Here is a 21,792-nt window from a genome sequence, read left to right as displayed (position 1 = left end):
GGTAATAATAGTAACAAGGAGTGATAAATATGGATAATTCAAATAATAATTTAAATTCAAAATCCACAAGTGGAAATTTAAATAAAAAGCAAAAAGCTGCTATATTAGTTTCATTTATTTCTTTATTAGCTATCTGTTTTTGCCTAAGCTATTTTATAACGGATTATTTTACTAATCCTAATAGATTAATTAATAATGAAGAAGCCGAAAATAAAACTGTCTATAGTGAAAATGATAAATATTTAGATGATAATATTTATATTACTTTAAAAACAAATGATAATATAGATATGTCAGAAAACTTACTAAACTTAAAGAAAAAATTAAATTTAGATGATAATCTTACTAAAGAGGCTTTATCAGAGAAACTTTCTGATGATGGATACGCTCTTTATGAATGGGATAATAATAAATTAATTTACACCCGTGATTCATCTACAGATATTAATAAATTTGAATCAAATAAATATTATTTAGGTGAAGAAAATGGATATATAAGCTTATTTAAAACAGATTCAAATGGAAATATAATAGAATCTGAAAAAAAGGTTTACTCAAATTCAAAACCACTAGCTAATTTACCAGAAATAGATCAAAATTATATAAAAGAAAATAAATTCTCATTTGATACAAAGGATGAAGCATTACAAAAATTAAGCGAAATGATTTCCTAATTATTAAAATATTTACTTTACTTAAATTATGTATATAATTTAAGTCTTAAAACTGCCGTATAAACTTGACTCTATCACGTTTATACGGCAGTTTTTTATTAACTTTTTATTTAAATTTCTTTATTATATGGAAATTCCTTTTTAATTTATTAATATATAGAATAACATAAATTATTAAGGGAATAAATAAATTATATAAATCAAAATAGAATCTATATTTTTCTTTCTATTTTGATTTTTTTTCACATTTTAAGACAAAATAGTATAAATATAATATGTATTTAGTTAAATTTTCTATATAAAATTTAAAAATATAAAATTGTAATAAATTTTTTATATTTTTTTATTTACTTATTTACATTAAGCTATTAATATATATTTATTGCCCTAAAAAATTTATTCCAAATCGGAGGTTTGTTTTATGAATATTAGTATTATTGATATGCCTATATTCTATGGATGTGATAATCCTGGAGTTGAAAATGGGCCAAAAATTTTAAGAGAGAACAACCTTCTAGATATTTTTAATAAAAGCCACCAAGTCTGTGATATGGGCGAAGTTCATGTAAAAAATGTTTCTTCAAATGATAAATACGCAGCTAACGCAAAAATGAAGTATTTAGATGAAGTTGTGAGATCAAATGTTGGACTAGCTGATAAAGTTTATGAGTCCTTAAAAAATTCATATCTTCCTTTAGTTATTGGCGGAGATCATTCATTAGCAATTGGAAGTGTTGCTGGCTCAAGTAAATTTTTTGCAGAAGATCTTGCAGTAGTTTGGGTGGATGCTCATGGTGATATAAACACACACGAGACTTCCCCATCTGGAAACATTCACGGAATGCCTTTAGCTAGTTCTATGGGAATTGGTCATGAAGTTTTAACCAACCTTTATTCCTCTAGTAAAAAGGTTAAACCTGAAAATGTATTTTTATTAGGTTGCAGAGACTTAGATTTAGGTGAACTTGAATTAATCAAGGAAAATAATCTTAACGTATGGACCATGAAAGATATTAAAAATAAGGGCATAGAACTTGTATTAAAAGAATTCTTAGAAGCTATAAATAGAAACAATGTGAAAAACATTCATTTTAGCTTTGATATTGATAGTTTAGATCCTACTTATGTTCCTGGAACAGGAACACCAGTTGAAGATGGATTAACTTTTTCCGAAGGAAAACAAATAATTGAAAGTATAATTAGTACTTCATTAGTAAGGGCCATGGATTTTGTTGAATTTAACCCTAACTTAGATGATAATAAAAAAACATTAGAAACTTGTCTTGAATTATTAAAAGTTATATCAAAGGCTTTTGAAGGAAAATAAATTTTAAAATAACTAATAGTAACCTATTAGTTATTTTTTGTTCTCCAAATTTATAAATTGATTTTATAAATCTTTAGTTTTTATGTTATTATATATATGTGTTTCGATAAACACTATACAAATTTAAATCTATTTCTATTAAAGTTTATATAATAGTAAATTATATTCTTAGGAGGATAAAATGAAATTACTTTTTTTCGATACTGAAACCACTAGTATAAAACCTGGAAACATATGTCAATTAAGTTATATAATTATAGACGCTTCCTGTAAGCCTCAAAAAACAATAGGAAAAAACTTCTTCTTTACAGTTGATAGTATGGATGAAGGTGCGCAAGCAGTTCATGGATTTTCACTTGAAAAATTATATGATCTTTCAGAAGGGAAAGAATTTTTAGATTTTGTCCATGAATTTATGCCTGACTTTTTTGATGCTGATTTTATAATAGGTCATAATGTCCAATTTGATATAAAATTCTTAAAACATGAATTACAGCAACTTTGGGAAGCTGGTCTTATAGATACAACATGGGAACCTAAGAATACTTTCTGTACTATGTCATATTACAAAGCTATTTGTAATTTACCAAGTCCAGCTGGAAATATAAAAAATCCTAAGCTGTCAGAAGTTATAGATTTTCTTCAAATAACAGAAGAACAAATTGAAAGTAAAGCAAATGAGTTATTTGAAGGTAGTGGAAATTATCATGATGCTAGATTTGACACAGCTGCTACTTATTTAACAGTGATTCAAGGCATGAAGAAGGGACTAATACCTGCAGGGTACTTTTCTAAATTACTTAATAAATAAATTTCATTCAGTGCACAGTTAACAAGGCACAGTTCATAGTTTATTATGAACTGTGCCTTGTTAATTGTGCACTAGAAAATTGTTTAGTAAAATTTAATATTCTCCAAAGTATTTATCCTTAAGACTTTTACAAATATCTTTATTCATTGCTGGAACTCCATCTAATCTATATTGTATTCCCATAGTTTCATACTTATTTACACCTAATAAGTGATATGGTAATAACTCGACTTTTTCAACATTTTCTAAATTATTAATAAATGTTTTAAGGCCCTCCATATATTCTTCACTATCTGTCTTGCCTGGAATAACTACTTGTCTTATCCAAAGTTTAGTGCCAGCCTTTTTACAAGCTTCTAAGAATTTATTTGTTTCTTCTATTTTGAATCCAGTAATTTCTTCATATCCTTCTTCTGATAAATGCTTAACATCATACAAAACTAAATCTGTATATTTTAGTATTTCATCATAATCACCAAATCCAACACCTGATGTATCTAGACATGTATGTATTCCTTCTGATTTACATTCCTTAAGTACTTCTAACAAAAATTCTGGCTGTCTTAATGGATCCCCTCCAGAAAATGTTACTCCTCCACCCGAAGTTGTAAAATAACTTTTAAATCTCTTTATTCTTTTAACTAATTCTTCAGCAGTATATTCAGTTCCTCCTTTGTCACTCCAAGTATCTGGATTATGACAATAAAGACATCTTAATTTACATCCTTGAAAAAATACAACTACTCTTATACCTGGTCCATCAACAAGACCCATACTTTCAATTGAATGAATTCTACCATTTACCATACTTATCTTCTCCTCTATCTAGGAAATTAACTTTAAATTTATCTTGTCTTATTCATTATAATTTGTATATACTGAAAAGTCTATTATTGCAAATTTCTATTTTTATTTAGCTACTTGTAATTTACTTATTACCTTAATATGTTATATTCTTTAATTATATATACCTATTTCCTTTAATAACCTTTCACTTACCTCTTCACCAGCTAGCTTTTTAACAATCTCTGTGCATAGTTCTATTATCCCAATCATATTTGATGCAAACATTAATTTACCATTATCAACAAAAGCTTTTTTTATTTGAATTGTCCCCTCTATTCTCCATTCTGATTTTGGTACTGTAATTCCTTCTAAATCATTAAATTCATTAAGAAAATATATTCCGTTAGAAAATGTTATTATATAATCGCAATTACTATAAATAAATTTTAAATAATTCATTAAAACACTATCTTTAGCCGCTGATTTTACGTCTTTTCCTCCTGGTATTATAATCATATTAGGTTTATATATATTATTATTAATTATATCTTTAACAGATACATTTATATTTTCTGTTTCTATTTGTGATTTATTGGATATGGGATGAACTTCGAAGTAATCTTCCTTTAGAATTTCATTAGCTTTACTAAATATATTAAAAGGAATTGAATATTCCATTATATTAATATTATCATAAGTTAATATATTTATAATTTTTTTATTATTTATCTTACATTTAAAAAAGTTCTTTTTAGTTATTTTATAAGTAAATTGATTTCTAAAATTACTTATCTCTTCAAAACCTATTTTTTTCAATAGTTCTCTGGATTCTTTTGTACTTACAGTATCTATTATTGCCTCTCCACCAAATTCAAAAAAATAATATTCCAAAAGTAGCTTTAATGCTTCTTCTCCATATCCTTTGCGTCTATGCATATGATGTATTTTTATATTTATTCTAGCTACCTTAGTCGCAGAATTATATCCATGGAAACTAACTTCTCCAATTGCCTTTTCATCTAAAGAATATATAAGACAATAAAAATTCTTCCCATCTGTTGGTTGTACCATTTTTCTATAAAACATATCCCATTTTTCTTTTGGAAAAGAATATGTCTTACCTATCTCCCCCATATTTTCTTTATTACTCCACAAAGATTCTACAAAAGATAGCTCAGTAAATTTAGGTTGCCTTATATAAACCTTTTTACCATTTCTCCTATATAAATTTAATTTATTATTCATTTCATCACCTATAACAAGAAATTTATAAATATTTCTTTATTCTTCCAGATAATATATAGTTTAATATCTCATAAAATTCAGCTTTTATCAAGAAATATAACTAGTATTTAATTTTAACTTAATGTTTTTAAATATATTGTAATTATTTCACTTTTATTATTTTACTTAGTATTCCTAAACTTTCATGACTGTTTTCTTAAACTTAATTATATAAATAATCATATAGTATATATATAATGAGGCTTTGGCAAAAAACTTTTTTTATATATTATTTGAAAAAATATTGATTTTTATAATATTAATATTTATAATATTTATTGTTTGTTTAGTAATTTTAAACTTTTAGTTTAGTATTATAAAATTTATATGATGGAAGGTGTAATTGTGGAAATAGGAGAAAAAATTCGTAGACTTCGTATTGAAAAACAATTGACTCAAGAAGAACTTGCCAATAGATGTGAACTTTCTAAAGGATTTATATCACAAGTTGAAAATGACTTGACTTCTCCATCAATAGCAACATTAATTGACATACTAGAAATTCTCGGTACAAATCTCACAGAATTTTTTAGTGATGCTAGTGAAGAGAAAGTTACTTATACATATGAAGATATGTTTGAAACTGAAAATAATGATTTAAAATATAAGCTAATGTGGCTTATACCTAATGCACAAAAAAATGAAATGGAACCAATAATGATAACTCTTGAACCTGATGGAAGATATATAGAAGAAGAACCTCATGAAGGTGAAGAATTTGGTTTTGTTTTATCTGGAACTATAATTTTACATCTAGGAAAAAAGAAATTTAAAGTGAAAAAAGGTGAAAGCTTTTATTTTAAACCTAGATCTAATCACTATATTTCAAATGGTGGAAAAACACAAGCTAAAGTAATTTGGATAAGTACTCCGCCGTCATTTTAAATCTATAGAAAGAGGTGTTTATTTTGAAACAAAACATAATTGAAATGAAAGGTATTTCTAAATCCTTTGATAGTAATTGCGTTTTAGATAATCTTTCATTAAATATTAAAAAGAATGAATTTTTAACATTACTTGGTCCTAGTGGATGTGGTAAAACAACAACATTAAAAATACTTGCTGGATTTGAAGTTGCTGATAAAGGTGAAGTTTTATTTAATGGAAATGATATTTCATCTTTACCTCCATACAAAAGACAGGTAAATACTGTATTCCAAAAATATGCCTTATTCCCTCATATGAATGTATATGAAAATATTGCATTTGGATTAAAAATTAAAAAAACTCCTAAAAATGAAATAGATTTAAAAGTTAAAGAAATGCTTAAATTAGTTTCTTTAGAAGGATTTGAAAAAAGAAGCGTAGAATCCCTAAGTGGTGGACAACAGCAAAGAGTTGCTATTGCTAGAGCTTTAATTAATGAACCAGAAGTTCTTCTTTTAGACGAACCTCTTGGAGCTCTTGATTTAAAACTTAGAAAAGAAATGCAAATTGAACTTAAAAGAATGCAACAAAGACTTGGAATTACTTTCATCTTTGTAACTCATGATCAAGAAGAAGCATTGACAATGTCTGATACTATTATAGTTATGAATAAAGGTAAAATTCAACAAATGGGATCTCCAGAAGATATATACAATGAACCTGCTAATGCATTTGTTGCTAACTTTATAGGTGCAAGTAATATTTTAGATGGAACTATGTTAGATGATTTTAAAGTAGAGTTCTGCAATAATACTTTTGTTTGTGTTGATAAAGGGTTTAAACAAAATGAATTAATTGATGTAGTTATAAGACCTGAGGATATTAAAATTGTAGCTGCTGACAAGGGAATGTTAAAAGGTACAGTAAAATCAATAATTTTTAAAGGTGTTCATTACGAAATAGAAGTTGAAGAAGGAAATAATAAATGGATAATTCATAATACTAAATTTGCAGAAGTAAATTCTGTTATAGGATTAGATATTTACCCAGAAGATATTCATATTATGAGAAAGGTTTCAAATAATGAGTAAGGCAAAAAATATTAATAAAAACTTTGCTGCATCTCCTTTCATAGTTTGGAGTTCTTTATTTATTATAATTCCTTTAATAATAGTTTTATTCTTCGGCTTTACTATATTAACACCTGAAGGAGATTATAAATTTTCATTAGAAAATTTCACAAGACTACTTCAATCTCAATATATAAAGGTTTTTACTAGAAGTTTATGGCTTGCTTTTTTATCAACATTATGGTGCTTAATTTTAGGATATCCTGTTGCATATATAATTTCTAAAATGAAACCTTCAAAAGGTAATATTTTAATTATGCTTTTTATAGTACCAATGTGGATGAACTTTTTGCTTAGAACTTATGCTTGGTTACCTATCTTAGGTAAAAATGGCTTTGTAAATAATATTCTTGGTTACTTAGGTTTTGGCCCTTTTACTTTCTTATATAATGATGGCGCTGTAATACTTGGTATGATTTATAATTTTTTACCCTTCATGGTGCTTCCAATATATACTGTGTTAACAAAAATGGATAAAGATTTATTAAATGCAGCTGCCGATTTAGGCGCAAATAGGGGTGAGATATTTAGGAAAATAGTTTTACCTTTAAGCATGCCTGGTGTTATTTCAGGAATTACTATGGTATTTATGCCGGCTGTTTCTACATTTGTAATTTCAAGATTGCTTGGTGGTGGACAATATATGCTTTTAGGTAATTTAATTGAACAACAATTTACTATGATGGGTGATTGGAATTTTGGTTCATCTATTTCTATATTTATGATGATAATAATATTAGTATCTATGGCTATAATGAGTAAGTTTGATAATTCTGATGCTAAAGAAGGAGGAGGAAATCAGTTATGGTAAAGAAACTTGAAAACTTTATTAAGAAATCTTATTTATTACTTATATTTATATTTTTATACACTCCAATATTAGCATTAATTATTTTCTCCTTTAATGATTCAAAAACCATGGGAAAATGGTCTGGCTTTACATTAAGATGGTATGCTGACCTATTCCAAAATGAAAGAATTCTTCAAGCTTTATTCTTTACTGTTGTTATTGCAATAATTTCTTCCGTTATAGCTACTATAATTGGTACTTTAGCAGCTATTGGAATAAATAAAATGAAGGGACCTAAAAAAGCTCTTTTATTAAATATTAATTATTTACCTGTATTAAATCCAGACATAGTTACTGGTATTGCCTTAATGAGCTTATTTATATTTATAAGACCTCTTACAAAATTAGATTTTGGCTTTACTACTATGCTTCTTGCTCACATTACATTTAATATTCCTTATGTAATTTTAGCTGTTTTACCTAAACTTAGACAGTTACCTGAAAATATAGAAGATGCTGCATTGGACCTGGGTGCTACTCCAGCTTACACATTAAGGAAAATAATATTGCCTCAAATTAAACCTGGAATATTTGCTGGTATGTTAATGGCTTTTACAATGTCTATTGATGATTTTGTAATTAGTTTCTTCACTGCTGGACCTGGAGTTACAAACCTTTCTATAGAAATCTTTGCTATGGCAAGAAGAGGGATTAAGCCTGAAATTAATGCTCTTTCAACTTTGATGTTTGTAACAGTTTTAACTCTTCTATTAATTGCTAATAGAAAAGAATTTTTATCAAGAGGTGATAAAATTGAAAAAGCTTAAGAAATCTATTGCTATCTTATCATCATTATTTTTAATATCATCATTTTTTGTAGGATGCTCTAAAAACAATGATGATTCAAGTGGTACAAGAACCCTTAATGTATTTAATTATGGAGATTATATAAATGAAGATTTAATCACAAAATTTGAAGAGGAAACAGGTATTAATATAATTTATGATACTTATGAATCAAATGAAATTATGTATCAAAAAGTAAAAAATAGTCCTGGAACTTATGACTTAATTTTCCCTTCAGATTATATGGTCGAAAAAATGCTAAGTGAGGATATGTTGGAAAAAATTGACTTTACTAATATACCTAATTATAAAAATATTGGAGATGATTTTAAAAATCTTCAATACGATCCTAATAATGAATACTCAGTTCCATACATGTGGGGAACAATAGGAATAATATATGATGCTGATAAAGTAAAAGAGGGTGTAGACAGCTGGGATATATTATGGGATTCAAAATATAAAAATGAAATATTTATGTTTGATTCCATAAGAGATACTCTTGCTATTTCTTTAGTTAAACTTGGATACTCTTTAAACTCAGTTAATAAAAATGAATTGGAAGAAGCTACTCAAGAATTAATAAAGCAAAAGCCTTTAGTTCAATCTTATGTTATGGATGAAGTTAAAGATAAAATGATAAACGGTGAAGCTACCTTTGCTACTGTTTACTCTGGTGATGCGATATTTATTCAGGATGAAGCTCCAGATTTAAATCTTCAATATGTTGTTCCTAAAGAAGGCTCAAATAAATGGTTTGATGTTATGGTTATCCCAAAGGGAGCAAAGCATAAAAGTGAAGCGGAAGAATTTATAAACTTCTTATCCGATGCCGAAAATGCTAAAGAAAATGTAGAATATATAGGTTATGCAACTCCTAATTCAGCTGCTTATGAATTATTAGATGAAGAAACTAAAGAAGATGAAACTGTTTATCCTGCTGATGAGGTCCTTGATAAATGTGAAATATTTAAAGATTTAGGTAACAAAATAAAACTATATGATGATGCTTGGTTAAAAGTAAAAATTAATTAAGGAGTTACGTTATGTAACCCCTTTTTAATTATAAGTTTAAATTTCCAAACCACAATTTTATTTCTCTTTCTGCACTTTTAGGACTATCTGATGCATGAACACAGTTTTCTCTATTATTTGCAGCATATAACTTTCTTATCGTACCTTCTTCAGCCACTTCTGGATTTGTACTTCCATTAATTTCTCTAATTTTCTCTATTGCATTTTCTCCTTCTAAAATCAATGCACATAAAGGTCCTTTAGTTATAAATGCTATTAATGGATCAAAAAAACTTTTCCCAATATGTTCTTCATAATGCTTACATGCAAAATCCTTAGATATCGTTTCCATTCTTAATGCAATTACTTTTAGTCCATTTTCTTCATACTTATCGATTATTTTTCCTATTATATTTTTTCCCACTGCATCTGGTTTTATTAATACTAGTGACTTTTCCATATAATATTCCCCCTTGTCTTAAATTCTCATAATTATTATATCATCTTTGTTCATAAACTAATAATATTATCTTCATAACAATATTATATTTATGTTATAATTTTTATAATAATCTAATATAAGAGGTGAATTTATGATTAGATACTATGTTCTTGTTGAAGGTAGAGTTCAAGGGGTTGGCTTTAGATACTTTTGCCAGATGAATGCAGCTAACTTGAAGCTAACTGGATGGGTTCGTAATATGGATAATGGAATGGTTGAAATGGAAGTTCAAGGTGATGAAAAAATAATTATTAAATTTATTAATACAATAAACAAAGGTAACTTTTTCATAAGAATAGACTCCCTTTCAAAAAAACAAATTGATTTAGTTTTTAATGAATCTAAGTTCAAGATTAAATAACCGTTATCTAAAAGTGAAAAATTACATCAATAATTATTCATATTTAATTATCAATTCTTAAGTGGCTGTCTTTAATACAGCCACTATTATCTTTGTACCTTCGTATCATATAACATTAAATTATTTTCTTGAATAACTCTTATTAATTTATCTCCATAAATTAAATTTCCTTCCTCATCTTTAGCCGTACTATAACCTGCATTTTCTAAAGCTTGTGCTTGCTCCTTATAGCCTTTAGCTTGAAATAATCCATTTGCAGAATATCTTTCATTTTCATAAAGAAATTTTCCGTGATCTTTTATAGAAGATTTTATATCACCATAAGATCTAAATGCTCCAACAATAACATCATCATAATTCTCTTTAGTTTCAAGATCAATACTATCCCCACTCCATCTTTCATCTGCTTTTATCCCAAAAAGATTATTATATTTAGATGATAAAGTAGACTCACCCCATCCAGATTCTAAAATAGCTTGAGCAATCGTTATAGAAGGTAATATTCCATAACTTTTATAATTATCATAAGCAACCTCAGAAACCTTATCTATAAATTGAAGCTTAGAATTGTCCATTATTAATTCTCTGTGTATATAATTATTTTTCAATCCTTCAAGGTATTCATTAGCTTTTTCTTCTTGTTCACTACTTAAATTTAATGCTTTAATTGCAGCTTTAAATTTCTTTAATTCTACAACATTTCCAGAAGCATCTTTGTTGTAAAATGAATTTACTATATTATTTATATTCTCACCATTAATTTCAAAGTTACCATCAGCTATAGCACCATTTACTGCTGCTATTTCTTGCCAATTTAATTGAATCCCCCCAGCACTTAAGTCATCACTTATATTTATGTATTTAATTATTTCTTCATTTGAAAGTATTGTTTCTTTACTTGATTTATTAAGATATTCTGCGGTTACAAAAACTATTGTAACCATTAATGTAATAATAAAAGTTACACTTAAAATAATTTTTTTCATAATGTTTTTGCTGTAACTTTCCTTATAATCACCTATTCCTTTATATGTTCCCTTGTACTCCAAAACGCTACCTCCAAATATTCTTCTTTATAAATATATACATATATTATAAATAATATTTTATTTATATAAAGTTTATTATGAAAATTTAATTAATATTTAAGAAAATTTATTATATAAAAAAGGTGGAGTTTTTCCACCTTAAACTGTCATTTTTTCTTCAATTCCATCCGTATCCACTTCTTTTATATCATCAAAAAACTTCTGTGTTTCAGAAATAACAACATGCCTTAATCCTATTAATCCAATTAGATTTGGAAATGCCATAAGCCCATTAACTATATCTGCTATAATAAAAATCATCTCCAATGGTAAAAAAGACCCTACTGCAACTAAAGCTATAAAAATAATTTTATAAGGTTTTATTCCCTTTACGCCGAATAAATATTCAATACATCTTTCCCCATAATAATTCCATCCTAATATAGTTGTAAACGCAAAGAATATCAAACCTATATTAACTATATATTTTCCTAATAAAGCTATTGGCAATCCCTTTTCAAAGGCTGCTGTAGTTAAATTTGCACCTTCTAGGTTTCCAGTAAAGCTTCCTGTAACAACAATAACTAATCCAGTCATTGTACAAATTATAATAGTATCAATAAATGTTCCTGTCATAGAAATTAATCCTTGTCTTACAGGAGATTTTGTTTTTGCTGCTGCTGCTGCTATAGGTGCACTACCAAGTCCTGCTTCGTTTGAAAATACTCCCCTTCCAATTCCTCTTTGCATGGCAATTGAAATAGTTATTCCTACTGCACCTCCTAAAGCTGCTTTAGGATTAAATGCACTTCTTATTATTAAACTAATAGCTGAAGGTATTTTGGTAAAATTAAATATTAGTACCAAAATAACTCCCACTATATATAGTATAGCCATAAAAGGAACAATTTTTTCTGATACACTTGAAATTCTTTTTATTCCTCCTAGAGTAACTAAGGCCACTAATATAGTAACTACTACTGCTGTAACTATTAATGGAATATTGAATCCTATTTTTGCTGCATCAGCAATAGACTTTACTTGCCCAAATGTTCCTATTCCAAGTAGAGCAACACCTACTCCAAATATGGCAAATAATTTTGCTAACCAATTTAATCCTAGCCCATTTTTTATATAATACATTGGTCCACCAGCCATTTGTCCATTCTCATCTACTTCTCTATATTTTATTGCAAGTACTCCTTCAGCATATTTAGTAGCCATGCCAAAAAAAGCTGCTATCCACATCCAAAACAATGCTCCTGGTCCTCCAGCCTTAATTGCAGTAGCAACTCCAACTATATTTCCTGTTCCTATAGTTGCTGATAAAGCCGTACATAAAGCTCCATAACTAGTAACATCACCTTTTGCATCATCATCAGTATCTTCCTCTTTTGAAAATATGTATTTTAGTGCTAAAGGTAGTTTAAATATTTGTAGTAGTTTTAATTTCCAGGTTAAATATATTCCTGTCCCTACTAATAATACTAATAGTGGTGGCCCCCATATTATAGCATCGATAGTACTTAAAATTGATTGAATTTGATTTAACATAAAAAAATCCCCCTTAAATTTAAATTTACGGAGGAGAATAGATAGGTAAATAAGATCTATTAAATAATAAAAATTTATAGACCTATCTTATCCCCTGTCCTTTTACCTGAGAGTTTCAATAATTTAAACTTTAAATTATCTTGCTCCTTCGGTGCTCATCTCTGAGTCTCTCCAGAGGTTCGTCCAATAGCGGTCCTAATACCTGAAAGATTTACTTCTTCGGTGGATTTATTTAAAAATCTCTCTCCCACTACCTTCAACCGAACATTATTAAATTATATTACGATTATATATGCTTTCCTTAAAAATTTCAACCTCTTTTTATATTAATTATAAAAAATACTCTCAATATTTTTTATTTTTATAATTATTAACATTTAACATATTAATAATTTTTTATCTTTTATAATCAACATGTTTTGATAAATTATCATTTTTTGAATCATTTATTGCAGTAATTATATTTTTTGCAAGAATTCATTGAATTTTTACAATGGAGATATATACTATTAATAGAATTAATAGTACATTTGAAAAGGAGTATCCATAATGGACATAAAATTAACAAAGGACTACTTATCAAATCTTTATGGTAAAATAAGCCCTTTCGAATTTAAAGATAAATTGATTGAATTAGCTAACCTTAATAAAGGAAAATTTAATGGAAATATTTTAGATGCTGGTAGAGGTAATCCTAATTGGACTTCTTCAACCCCTAGACAAGCCTTTTTTACACTTGGCCATTTTGCTGTTTTAGAATGCCAAAGAAATTTATGCGTAAATGACTTAGCTGGTATGGTTAGTAAAAATGGAATTTATGAAAGGTTTTTAGATTATTATACTAAGAACACTAATTTACCTGGAATTAGTTTATTAAAAGAAATACTAAATTATTGCATTAAAGAGTTTAGTTTTAATCCAGATGATTTTTTATTTGAAATTACTGATGGAATTATTGGTGATAACTATCCGTTTCCAGATAAAATGCTTATTCATATAGAGGAAATAGTTAATAAATACTTATTAAAAGAATTATGTGGTGACACTAAATTTAATAATAAATTTGATGTTTTTGCCGTTGAAGGTGGAACTGCTGCAATGTGTTATATTTTTGACTCTCTAACATCAAACAAGCTATTAAATAAAGGGGATAAAATTGCTTTAATGACACCTATTTTTACGCCTTATCTAGAAATTCCTCACTTACCTAACTATGATTTTGAGGTAATAAGGATTCATGCAAATGATTTAGATGAAAATAATAATCCAACTTGGCAATATCCAATTGAGGAACTAGAAAAACTTAAGGATACTAATATAAAAGCATTATTCATTGTTAATCCAAACAATCCCGCTTCAATAGCATTAAGTGATAAATGTAAGAATAATTTAGTTAATGTAGTTAAAAACTATAATCCAAATTTAATGATAATAACTGATGATGTTTACTGTACATTCATAGAAAAGTTTAAATCTATAGTTGCTCATTTACCATACAATACCTTAGGTGTGTATTCCTTATCGAAATATTTTGGAGTTACTGGTTGGAGACTTGGTGCAATATTTTTAAATGAAAACAATGTATTTAATGATCTTTTAACTAATCTGTCATCTAAAGATAAAATAGAATTAAATAAAAGGTATAAACACATGTCATCTGATCCTAGTAATATAAAATTCATAGATAGATTAGTTGCTGATAGTAGACAAGTTGCTCTTAACCATACTGCTGGTTTATCAACGCCTCAGCAAGTTCAAATGGCTTTATTTTGTGCCTTTACTCTAGTTGATTATAATAATAATTATAAAAATCTTACTATTGAAATATGTAAAAGACGTAAAGCTTTATTATTTGAAGGCATGGAATTAAATCTTATAGATAATCCTAATGATTCTTCATATTATACTGAACTAAATATAATTGATTGGGCAAAAAATAAATTCAATGAAGACTTTTCTAATTACATAGCATCACACTATACCCCATTTGATATATTATATGATTTAGCTAAAAATTACTCTATAATCTTATTAAATGGAGATGGATTTGCTTCTTCTGAATGGTCATTAAGAATTTCACTTGCCAATCTTAATGATAATTTCTACTATATCATTGGTAAAGTTTTAAGAAAAATTCTTTCTGACTTGCTTAAAGAGTGGCAAGAAAATAAATGGTCAAAAGAAAAAGCAGAAAATTTATAAAACTATTCAACACTTTCATATATAAAATAAAGATCGAGTTTATACTCGATCTTTTCTAGTTCGTAATAGTAAAAAATACGAAGCATTTTTCAGTTCGCAGTGCACAATTCACAGTTTGCAATTTTTGGAATAAAGTAACAGAGAGCAGGGACAATCTCAATTATAGTCTGCTACACTTAACTAAGTTTTTAATTTCCCTCACCAATTATTTTTTACCAATAATTTAATTCATTATTAATTTAAATTCTTAATATAAGTTGGCGAAGGTAAATAGAGTATGTGAAATAAGCATATAGCGAGAAACTAGAAGTACTTGGTGAAGGAAGAACTACTATGCCTTAGTATTGTTGGTTTGTCTGAGCGTAGCGAGTTTAACCAAAACTCTTGGCATAGTAGTTCTCCGAGCCTAGTACTTCTTTGCGTAGCTATTTAGCTTATGAAACATATCTATTTATCGTAGCCTTTATATTCGCAATTTAAAACAACTATGAACTCTAGTCTTGCTTGTAAATCTACATGTGTTTTTTATAAAGTCTATTTATTGCACTAAATACTGCTTTTATTGATGCTATAGTTATATTACTATCTACTCCAACACCAAAGGTTGTTTTAGAATTATCTAGTCTTTTCATTTCAACATAAGCTGCTGCTTTAGCTTCTGAACCTTCACCTAAAGAATGTTCTGCATAATCTAGTATTGTGGTTTCTACTAAATTACTTTTAATTAATGCTTTCTTTAATGAATCTATAGGTCCATTTCCTTCTGCTATAAAGCTCTTTTCTTCCCCATTAAATAAGAAAGTAACATTTATTTTAGTATTTTGAGATTCGAAGTCTAAACTATCACTATCTTCAATCTTAAACTTTAATAGTTTAAATGGGCCTACAAAATCTAAATACTCGTCTCTAAACTTTTCCATAATTACTTTTGGTGATATTTCTCCATGCTTTTCTGTTACCTTTTGTATTATATCTCCAAACTCTTTATGCATACTCTTAGGCATCTTATATCCAAAATGACTTTCTAATACGAAGGCCACTCCACCTTTTCCTGATTGGCTGTTTATTCTTACTAAGGCTTCATATTCTCTTCCTAAATCAGTAGGATCTATAGGTAAATATGGAACTTCCCAAGTATTTTGGTTTCTTTCTATATACTTTTTCATTCCCTTATTTATTGCATCTTGATGTGAACCTGAAAATGCAGTAAATACAAGTTCTCCTGCATAAGGATGTCTTATATGAACAGGTATTTTGCAACACTTTTCATAAACATCTATTATTTTATTTATATTATCTAATTGTAAGTTTGGACTTATTCCATGAGAAAACATATTATATGCTAAATTTAATATATCAACATTTCCTGTTCTTTCTCCATTTCCAAATAAAGTACCCTCAACTCTATCTGCACCTGCTAACATTGCAAGTTCTGCAGTTGCAACTCCTGTGCCCCTGTCATTGTGTGGATGCACGCTTAAAATTATTCTATTTCTATTACTAAAATTTCTACTCATCCATTCTATCTGATCTGCAAATACATTTGGTGTATCCATTTCTACTGTGGATGGTAAGTTTATAATTACCTTATTTTTATCATCTGCTCCCCAAGTATCTAATACAGCTTCACATACTTCTAATGCATAATCAACTTCTGTTCCTGTAAAACTTTCTGGTGAATATTCTAAATATAATTTTCCATTAAAAGACTTAGCATACTCTTTAACTAGTTTTGTTCCCTCTACTGCTATAGACTTGATTTCCTCTTTGCTCATATTAAAAACAACATCCCTTTGAAGTATCGATGTAGAATTATATATATGAACTATAGCCTCTTTTACCCCCTCTAAAGCTTCAAATGTTCTTTGTATTAAATGTGGCCTAGCTTGTGTTAAAACTTGAACCTTCACCCCTTCAGGAATCAAGTTGTTTTCTACTAAAATTCTCAAAAAGTCGAATTCTATTTGTGAAGCTGATGGAAATCCAATTTCTATTTCTTTAAATCCTAATTCTATTAAAAGATTAAACATTTTTATTTTTTCTTCTACTGTCATAGGATTAATTAATGCTTGATTTCCGTCTCTCAAATCAACACTACACCATATAGGTGATTTTTTGATTTCATTATCTGGCCATGTTCTTTCCTTTAATTTAATCGTTTGAAACTTCTTGTACTTTTTATAATTCATTTAAATGCCCCCTTATTTATAAATATAGAAAGTAAAAAACCGCATAAACCTACTCCTAATTGGAGCGATTTACGCGGTACCATCCAAGTTTTAACTTAATTAAAATAACAGCATAACAATGCCGGCAAAACCTACTTCCCCATTCAGTCTTGCAGCTCCTGAGCGAGTTCAAAAGCGATAATACGTGGGCTTTCACCATTCCCCTACTCTCTTTAATATCTCTTACTTTTTACTACTCTCATTCTAAGCTTTTCAATATTTAATTAATCAGTAATATACTATAAATTTATCCTTTTGTCAAATATTTCTAAGGTGTCTTATTAATTTTATATTTCAACTCGTCCTCTTATCTCTCCATTATAAAAAGCTTTAATATTTTTAATTACTTCTTCAAATAATCTTTCCCTTGCTTCTACGCTTGCCCAAGCAATATGTGGTGTTAAAACTAAATTGTCCTTATTTTTGATAGAGGTTAATGGATTATCTTCTTTAATAGGCTCTACTTCAAATACATCTAAAGCAGCACCAGCAATAAGTTCTTCATCTATTGCCATTGCTAAATCACCTTCAATTACTATTGGCCCTCTCCCCATATTAATTAATATAGCTGACTTTTTCATCTTATTAAGAGCATTATAATTTATTAAACCTTGTGTATCTTGATTTAATGGAGCATGAATAGAAATTATATCTGATAAACTTAATAATTCATCAAAATTCACTCTCTTATACTCACTATTTGAATTTTTTCCTGAAGTAGAGTAATAAATTACATTAACTCCAAATGCTTCTGCTATCTTGGCTACTCTTTTCCCTATTGCGCCAAAGCCTATGATTCCCCATGTCTTACCTTCTAATTCATAAAAAGGCTTATTTAAATTAGTGAAAAGACCTGATTTTGCATAGTCTCCAGATTTAACATAATTGTCATAATAAGATATTTTATCATATAAAGATAATACTGTGGCAAAAGTATGTTGAGCAACGGTATTAGTTGAATATCCTGCAACATTTGTAACTGCAATATTATTATTTCTTGCATATACTATATCGATATTGTTAAATCCAGTAGCAGTTTCACATATTAGTTCTAAATTCTCAGCTTCCTTTAAATTATTCTCATTTAATACTATCTTATTAGTTAAAACTATATTAGCGTCTTTTATCCTTTCTACTACATCTTCTGGTTTTGTGGTATCATAATAAGTTACTTCTCCAAACTCTTTCAATTTAGAAAAATCTAATTCCCCTAAAGTTTTTCCATCTAAAATTACTATTTGCTTCATTTTGCCCTCCTAATTATAATAAATTTAAAATATCCATTGGTTTATCTATAAAATAATCTGGATTAGATTCTTTTAATTTATCTATTCCTATAAAAGTATAATTTACTGCACAAGTTTTACATCCTGCTGATTTCCCGCAATATATATCATAATAACTATCTCCAACCATAATAGCTTCATTTGGTTCTATTCCTAATTCACTACATGCTTTAAGCGCTGGATCTGGATTTGGTTTATGAAGAGTTGTTGATTCTGGTGTTATAATTACATCCATGAAATCATATATTTCTGCTATCTTCATTCCTCTTACAGCAAGTTCTTCTCTTTTTGATGTTACTATACCTATTTTAATTTTCTTTTTCTTAAGATTAGTTAAAAGCTCTTTAACTCCATCAAATGCAAAACACATCTTATCATGTATTCCCTCATTATACTCTCTATAGTATGCTACTAAATCATCAACATTTTCTTCAATTGCATGTCTCATAAAAGGTTCTTTTAAAGGTCTTCCAAAAAAATCTAAAATCTCTTCTTTTTTTAATTCTATTCCTAACTTTTCTTTAAATGTTTTATCAAAAGAATTATAAATTAATTCATTTGTATCTAACAAAGTTCCATCTAAATCAAATAACACAGCTTTTATCATAATATCCTCCTAGTATAAAAGTAAGTTATGGAGATGTTTCAAAGACATTTCCTCATAATACTTTACAATAATAATAACATATAAAATATCCTTGTACAAAATTCAGATAATATTTAATTAAAATAAAAAGATACCTAAATTATATAAAGGCATCCAAAAATATCCATATTCTTATTTTGTATTAAAATAAACTTAATTGTTCATCCTTATACACTTCTCTGTAATTATAAATTATATCATTCATTTTATAAAATAGGCCCAATTTTTCACATTCATTAGCAAATATCTTGTATAAATTTCTAGCATTCGGACTGTTACACATATATTCATTTCCAAATATTTTTATATATCTTTCTTTAATTCCAGGAAAGGCTTTGTTTAGCATGTCGAAAAAATAATCTCTTTGGTTTGATCTTAAAGTGACTCCAAAAGCAGGATAAATAAACTTAGCTCCATTTTTTTGCGCCAGTCTTACAATACTAATTATATTTTCTTCACTATCATTAATAAATGGTAAAATAGGCATTAATAATATTCCTGTATAAATTCCCTCATCTGCTAATCTTTTTATCGTTTCAAACCGCTTAGAAGTAACTGCAACATTTGGTTCAATTTTTCTACACAAATCATCTTGTGCTGTTGTAATTGTGATTTTACAAAGTACAGGTGAATGACTTTTAATTCTTTTTAAAATATCAATATCTCTTGTGATTAAATTACTTTTTGTTGCAATTGAGACTCCAAAACCGTTATTATCAATGGCTTCCAATGCACTACGAGTTAAAGAGTACTTTTTCTCAAAAGAATTGTACGGATCGCTCATAGCACCAGTCCCAATAACTCCTTTTTTCCTTTTAGATTTTAATTCTCTTCTTATTAGTTCTATTGAATTTTCTTTAGCCCTAACAATTTCAAAGTTATCTATACCATAGCAGTCACTTCTACTATCGCAATATATACATCCATGATTGCAACCCTTATATATATTCATATTATAATTAATTCCAAACCAATTATTACCTTCTCTATATCCAGATAAAATACTTTTTGCAGGTATATAATTCATATATATCTCTCCTAAATAAGTCCTTTTTCTATAATAAGTTTGTTAAACTTATTTTCTGATAATATTTCATTTGTTACAAATTCTCCATTGTAAAACAAACTATAAGTTGTAAATGGACACGGTGAACTTTGAGCTTGTTCTTTAGTTTCAATTTTAATTATCTTTATATCAACTTTCTTTTCACTTGAAATTTTTCTTATTAAATCAACATATTTACTTGTATGAGGACATTGATTTGAATAATATAATGTTAATCCATTCTCATCATTTTTTCCATACTTAACATGATTTTTAAACTTAGGTGAATCATACTTATCCGAAAATGGTAAATATAATAACTCATAATAAGGATTGGCGATATCACATACTTTAAAACCTTTATATTTTAAATAATCTGGATCTGATAAAAATGGCATTTTCTTTTTTGAAGAAAGTGTAATAATTCCATTTTTTCCTCTTTTCTTGCAATTATCGATACATTCATTTAATAATCTATTAGCATAGCCTCTCCCCTTAAACTTTCCAGATACCCAAAAACAATTTATAAACATATAATTTTTACCTTCAATAGGTGCCCATGCATTTTCTACTGGAATGTATTCTATAAATGCTTTTCCTCTCACATTTATTTTATTAAATATTAACCCGTCATCAAATCTTTCCTTAAGCCATTCTTTTTTTAAATAAACTCCACAATCACCTTTTTTATCTGATAAAGAACAACAAATATGTTCACATTCAATATTATTATAATTTAATGTTATGATTTCCTCCATTACTTCCTCCTAACAGGGTGCCTTATAACAGTTTTCATCTTTTCCTTATTAGCTTTTCTTGGATCGGATAAATAAATTTCGTGATGTCTTCTAATTTTACCATCTTGACTAATCTTACTAATATCATTAATTAAGTTATTTTCTTCAATATATTTATCAATTTTTTCAGTAGTAGCATATTCTTGATCAAATGGACCTATATGCATACATTGAACACATAAACCTTCATTAAATATTTCAAGTCTTGCTTTAGATACATCAATATTAGGCTTTTTCTTTTTTAGTTCTTCACAAGCAAAATCAAATATTTCTTGTGTTACAAATTCAGGTTGTCGTATCATAGAGGTCCAAATATATTTATGTTTTTTACTAAAATCCATATCATCATCTTTTAACCACCATAACCCTTCAAGAGGTGGAACAACATAATCAAAATAATTTTCTATCTCATTTCTTATATTCTTATTCATCTTTATTGTATAAGATAAACCATATAGTACTTCAATGGCATCTTGATACTCTCCATCTTTATTATTGGGATCTCCTTGTCCATCTACCATTATAAATGTCATTGAAGGTACTGTTATTTCTATAGGTTGTGTTTTGGGTAAATATAAATCTTTAAACGCCTTTTTATAATCTAATTTATCCAT

At 27.7% G+C, this 21,792-nt stretch carries 21 protein-coding genes, 2 riboswitches and 1 other annotated feature; of the genes, 10 read left to right on the top strand and 11 right to left on the bottom strand.

The annotated features are described in order from the left end of the window. Window positions 1-29: 29 nt before the first annotated feature. From ABDZ60_RS18240 to ABDZ60_RS18230, 3 genes are all read left to right on the top strand, one after another. A complete protein-coding gene (locus tag ABDZ60_RS18240; RefSeq protein ID WP_016209202.1) occupies window positions 30-674 on the top strand; it encodes a hypothetical protein in 645 nt (214 codons plus the stop codon). A 421-nt stretch (window positions 675-1,095) separates the two neighbouring features. Beyond that, window positions 1,096-2,001, top strand: coding sequence for an arginase (gene rocF / locus ABDZ60_RS18235; RefSeq protein ID WP_016207118.1), 906 nt, complete (start codon window positions 1,096-1,098; stop codon window positions 1,999-2,001). Window positions 2,002-2,182: 181 nt separating this feature from the next. Beyond that, a complete protein-coding gene (locus tag ABDZ60_RS18230; RefSeq protein WP_016207119.1) occupies window positions 2,183-2,812 on the top strand; it encodes a 3'-5' exonuclease in 630 nt (209 codons plus the stop codon). Between the two features lie 93 nt (window positions 2,813-2,905). On the opposite strand, the gene pflA is transcribed toward ABDZ60_RS18230, so the two are convergent. Next, complete coding sequence (gene pflA / locus ABDZ60_RS18225; RefSeq protein WP_343780137.1) at window positions 2,906-3,619, bottom strand: pyruvate formate-lyase-activating protein; 714 nt, start codon at window positions 3,617-3,619, stop codon at window positions 2,906-2,908. Between the two features lie 150 nt (window positions 3,620-3,769). Further along, window positions 3,770-4,843 (bottom strand): GNAT family N-acetyltransferase, encoded by a 1,074-nt coding sequence (locus ABDZ60_RS18220; RefSeq protein ID WP_343780134.1) that lies wholly within the window; start codon window positions 4,841-4,843, stop codon window positions 3,770-3,772. 384 nt (window positions 4,844-5,227) lie between these two features. Between ABDZ60_RS18220 and ABDZ60_RS18215 the strand changes: the two genes are divergently transcribed. From ABDZ60_RS18215 to ABDZ60_RS18195, 5 genes are read left to right on the top strand one after another with little or no spacing between them, the layout of a single operon-like run. Next, window positions 5,228-5,767 carry a helix-turn-helix domain-containing protein gene (locus tag ABDZ60_RS18215; RefSeq protein ID WP_016207121.1) on the top strand — a complete coding sequence of 180 codons (540 nt, stop codon included), beginning with the start codon at window positions 5,228-5,230 and terminating at the stop codon, window positions 5,765-5,767. 20 nt (window positions 5,768-5,787) lie between these two features. Beyond that, a complete protein-coding gene (gene potA / locus ABDZ60_RS18210) occupies window positions 5,788-6,840 on the top strand; it encodes a spermidine/putrescine ABC transporter ATP-binding protein (RefSeq protein ID WP_343780231.1) in 1,053 nt (350 codons plus the stop codon). Beyond that, on the top strand, window positions 6,833-7,690 hold the full coding sequence (locus ABDZ60_RS18205; RefSeq protein ID WP_016207123.1) for an ABC transporter permease: 858 nt from the start codon (window positions 6,833-6,835) through the stop codon (window positions 7,688-7,690). Before potA ends, ABDZ60_RS18205 begins: the two co-directional genes overlap by 8 nt. Next, the gene (locus tag ABDZ60_RS18200) at window positions 7,684-8,496 is read left to right on the top strand and encodes an ABC transporter permease (protein WP_016207124.1); all 813 of its coding nucleotides are present in this window, start codon (window positions 7,684-7,686) and stop codon (window positions 8,494-8,496) included. The genes ABDZ60_RS18205 and ABDZ60_RS18200 overlap by 7 nt, the downstream gene beginning before the upstream one ends. Beyond that, window positions 8,483-9,550: an ABC transporter substrate-binding protein gene (locus tag ABDZ60_RS18195; RefSeq protein ID WP_343780131.1), complete on the top strand. Its 1,068-nt coding sequence runs from the start codon at window positions 8,483-8,485 to the stop codon at window positions 9,548-9,550. The genes ABDZ60_RS18200 and ABDZ60_RS18195 overlap by 14 nt, the downstream gene beginning before the upstream one ends. Before the next feature lie 28 nt (window positions 9,551-9,578). On the opposite strand, the gene ndk is transcribed toward ABDZ60_RS18195, so the two are convergent. Further along, window positions 9,579-9,989, bottom strand: a complete 411-nt coding sequence (ndk, locus tag ABDZ60_RS18190) for a nucleoside-diphosphate kinase (RefSeq protein ID WP_343780128.1) — start codon at window positions 9,987-9,989, stop codon at window positions 9,579-9,581. A gap of 133 nt (window positions 9,990-10,122) precedes the next feature. On the opposite strand from ndk, the gene ABDZ60_RS18185 reads away from it, so the two are divergent. Continuing rightward, complete coding sequence (locus ABDZ60_RS18185; protein WP_047000431.1) at window positions 10,123-10,392, top strand: acylphosphatase; 270 nt, start codon at window positions 10,123-10,125, stop codon at window positions 10,390-10,392. A gap of 86 nt (window positions 10,393-10,478) precedes the next feature. Here ABDZ60_RS18185 and ABDZ60_RS18180 read toward each other — a convergent pair whose 3' ends face one another. Further along, the gene (locus ABDZ60_RS18180; RefSeq protein ID WP_343780126.1) at window positions 10,479-11,441 is read right to left on the bottom strand and encodes a glycoside hydrolase family 73 protein; all 963 of its coding nucleotides are present in this window, start codon (window positions 11,439-11,441) and stop codon (window positions 10,479-10,481) included. Window positions 11,442-11,579: 138 nt separating this feature from the next. Next, window positions 11,580-12,974: an alanine/glycine:cation symporter family protein gene (locus ABDZ60_RS18175; protein ID WP_047000430.1), complete on the bottom strand. Its 1,395-nt coding sequence runs from the start codon at window positions 12,972-12,974 to the stop codon at window positions 11,580-11,582. A 91-nt stretch (window positions 12,975-13,065) separates the two neighbouring features. Then, window positions 13,066-13,152, bottom strand: a riboswitch (glycine riboswitch). Window positions 13,153-13,154: 2 nt separating this feature from the next. Then, window positions 13,155-13,234: riboswitch (glycine riboswitch) on the bottom strand. A 289-nt stretch (window positions 13,235-13,523) separates the two neighbouring features. On the opposite strand from ABDZ60_RS18175, the gene aspD reads away from it, so the two are divergent. Next, a complete protein-coding gene (aspD, locus tag ABDZ60_RS18170; protein WP_343780123.1) occupies window positions 13,524-15,176 on the top strand; it encodes an aspartate 4-decarboxylase in 1,653 nt (550 codons plus the stop codon). Between the two features lie 512 nt (window positions 15,177-15,688). Here aspD and leuA read toward each other — a convergent pair. From leuA to ABDZ60_RS18140, 6 genes are all read right to left on the bottom strand, one after another. Then, entirely contained in the window at window positions 15,689-17,365 is a 1,677-nt protein-coding gene (leuA, locus tag ABDZ60_RS18165) for a 2-isopropylmalate synthase (protein ID WP_343780121.1), read from the bottom strand. A gap of 57 nt (window positions 17,366-17,422) precedes the next feature. After that, window positions 17,423-17,620, bottom strand: a binding site (T-box leader). Window positions 17,621-17,691: 71 nt separating this feature from the next. Then, the gene (locus tag ABDZ60_RS18160; protein ID WP_016207131.1) at window positions 17,692-18,651 is read right to left on the bottom strand and encodes a D-2-hydroxyacid dehydrogenase; all 960 of its coding nucleotides are present in this window, start codon (window positions 18,649-18,651) and stop codon (window positions 17,692-17,694) included. Between the two features lie 13 nt (window positions 18,652-18,664). Continuing rightward, the gene (gene ppaX / locus ABDZ60_RS18155) at window positions 18,665-19,297 is read right to left on the bottom strand and encodes a pyrophosphatase PpaX (protein WP_016207132.1); all 633 of its coding nucleotides are present in this window, start codon (window positions 19,295-19,297) and stop codon (window positions 18,665-18,667) included. A gap of 181 nt (window positions 19,298-19,478) precedes the next feature. After that, window positions 19,479-20,363, bottom strand: coding sequence for an SPL family radical SAM protein (locus ABDZ60_RS18150; RefSeq protein ID WP_016207133.1), 885 nt, complete (start codon window positions 20,361-20,363; stop codon window positions 19,479-19,481). Between the two features lie 11 nt (window positions 20,364-20,374). Then, window positions 20,375-21,139 carry an N-acetyltransferase gene (locus ABDZ60_RS18145; RefSeq protein WP_016207134.1) on the bottom strand — a complete coding sequence of 255 codons (765 nt, stop codon included), beginning with the start codon at window positions 21,137-21,139 and terminating at the stop codon, window positions 20,375-20,377. Next, window positions 21,139-21,792 (bottom strand): GyrI-like domain-containing protein, encoded by a 654-nt coding sequence (locus ABDZ60_RS18140; RefSeq protein ID WP_343780115.1) that lies wholly within the window; start codon window positions 21,790-21,792, stop codon window positions 21,139-21,141. The genes ABDZ60_RS18145 and ABDZ60_RS18140 overlap by 1 nt, the downstream gene beginning before the upstream one ends.

It is taken from the genome of Clostridium sartagoforme (genome assembly GCF_039521405.1).
GTDB lineage: Bacteria > Bacillota > Clostridia > Clostridiales > Clostridiaceae > Clostridium > Clostridium sartagoforme.
This window is presented reverse-complemented; position numbering and strand designations above follow the sequence as displayed.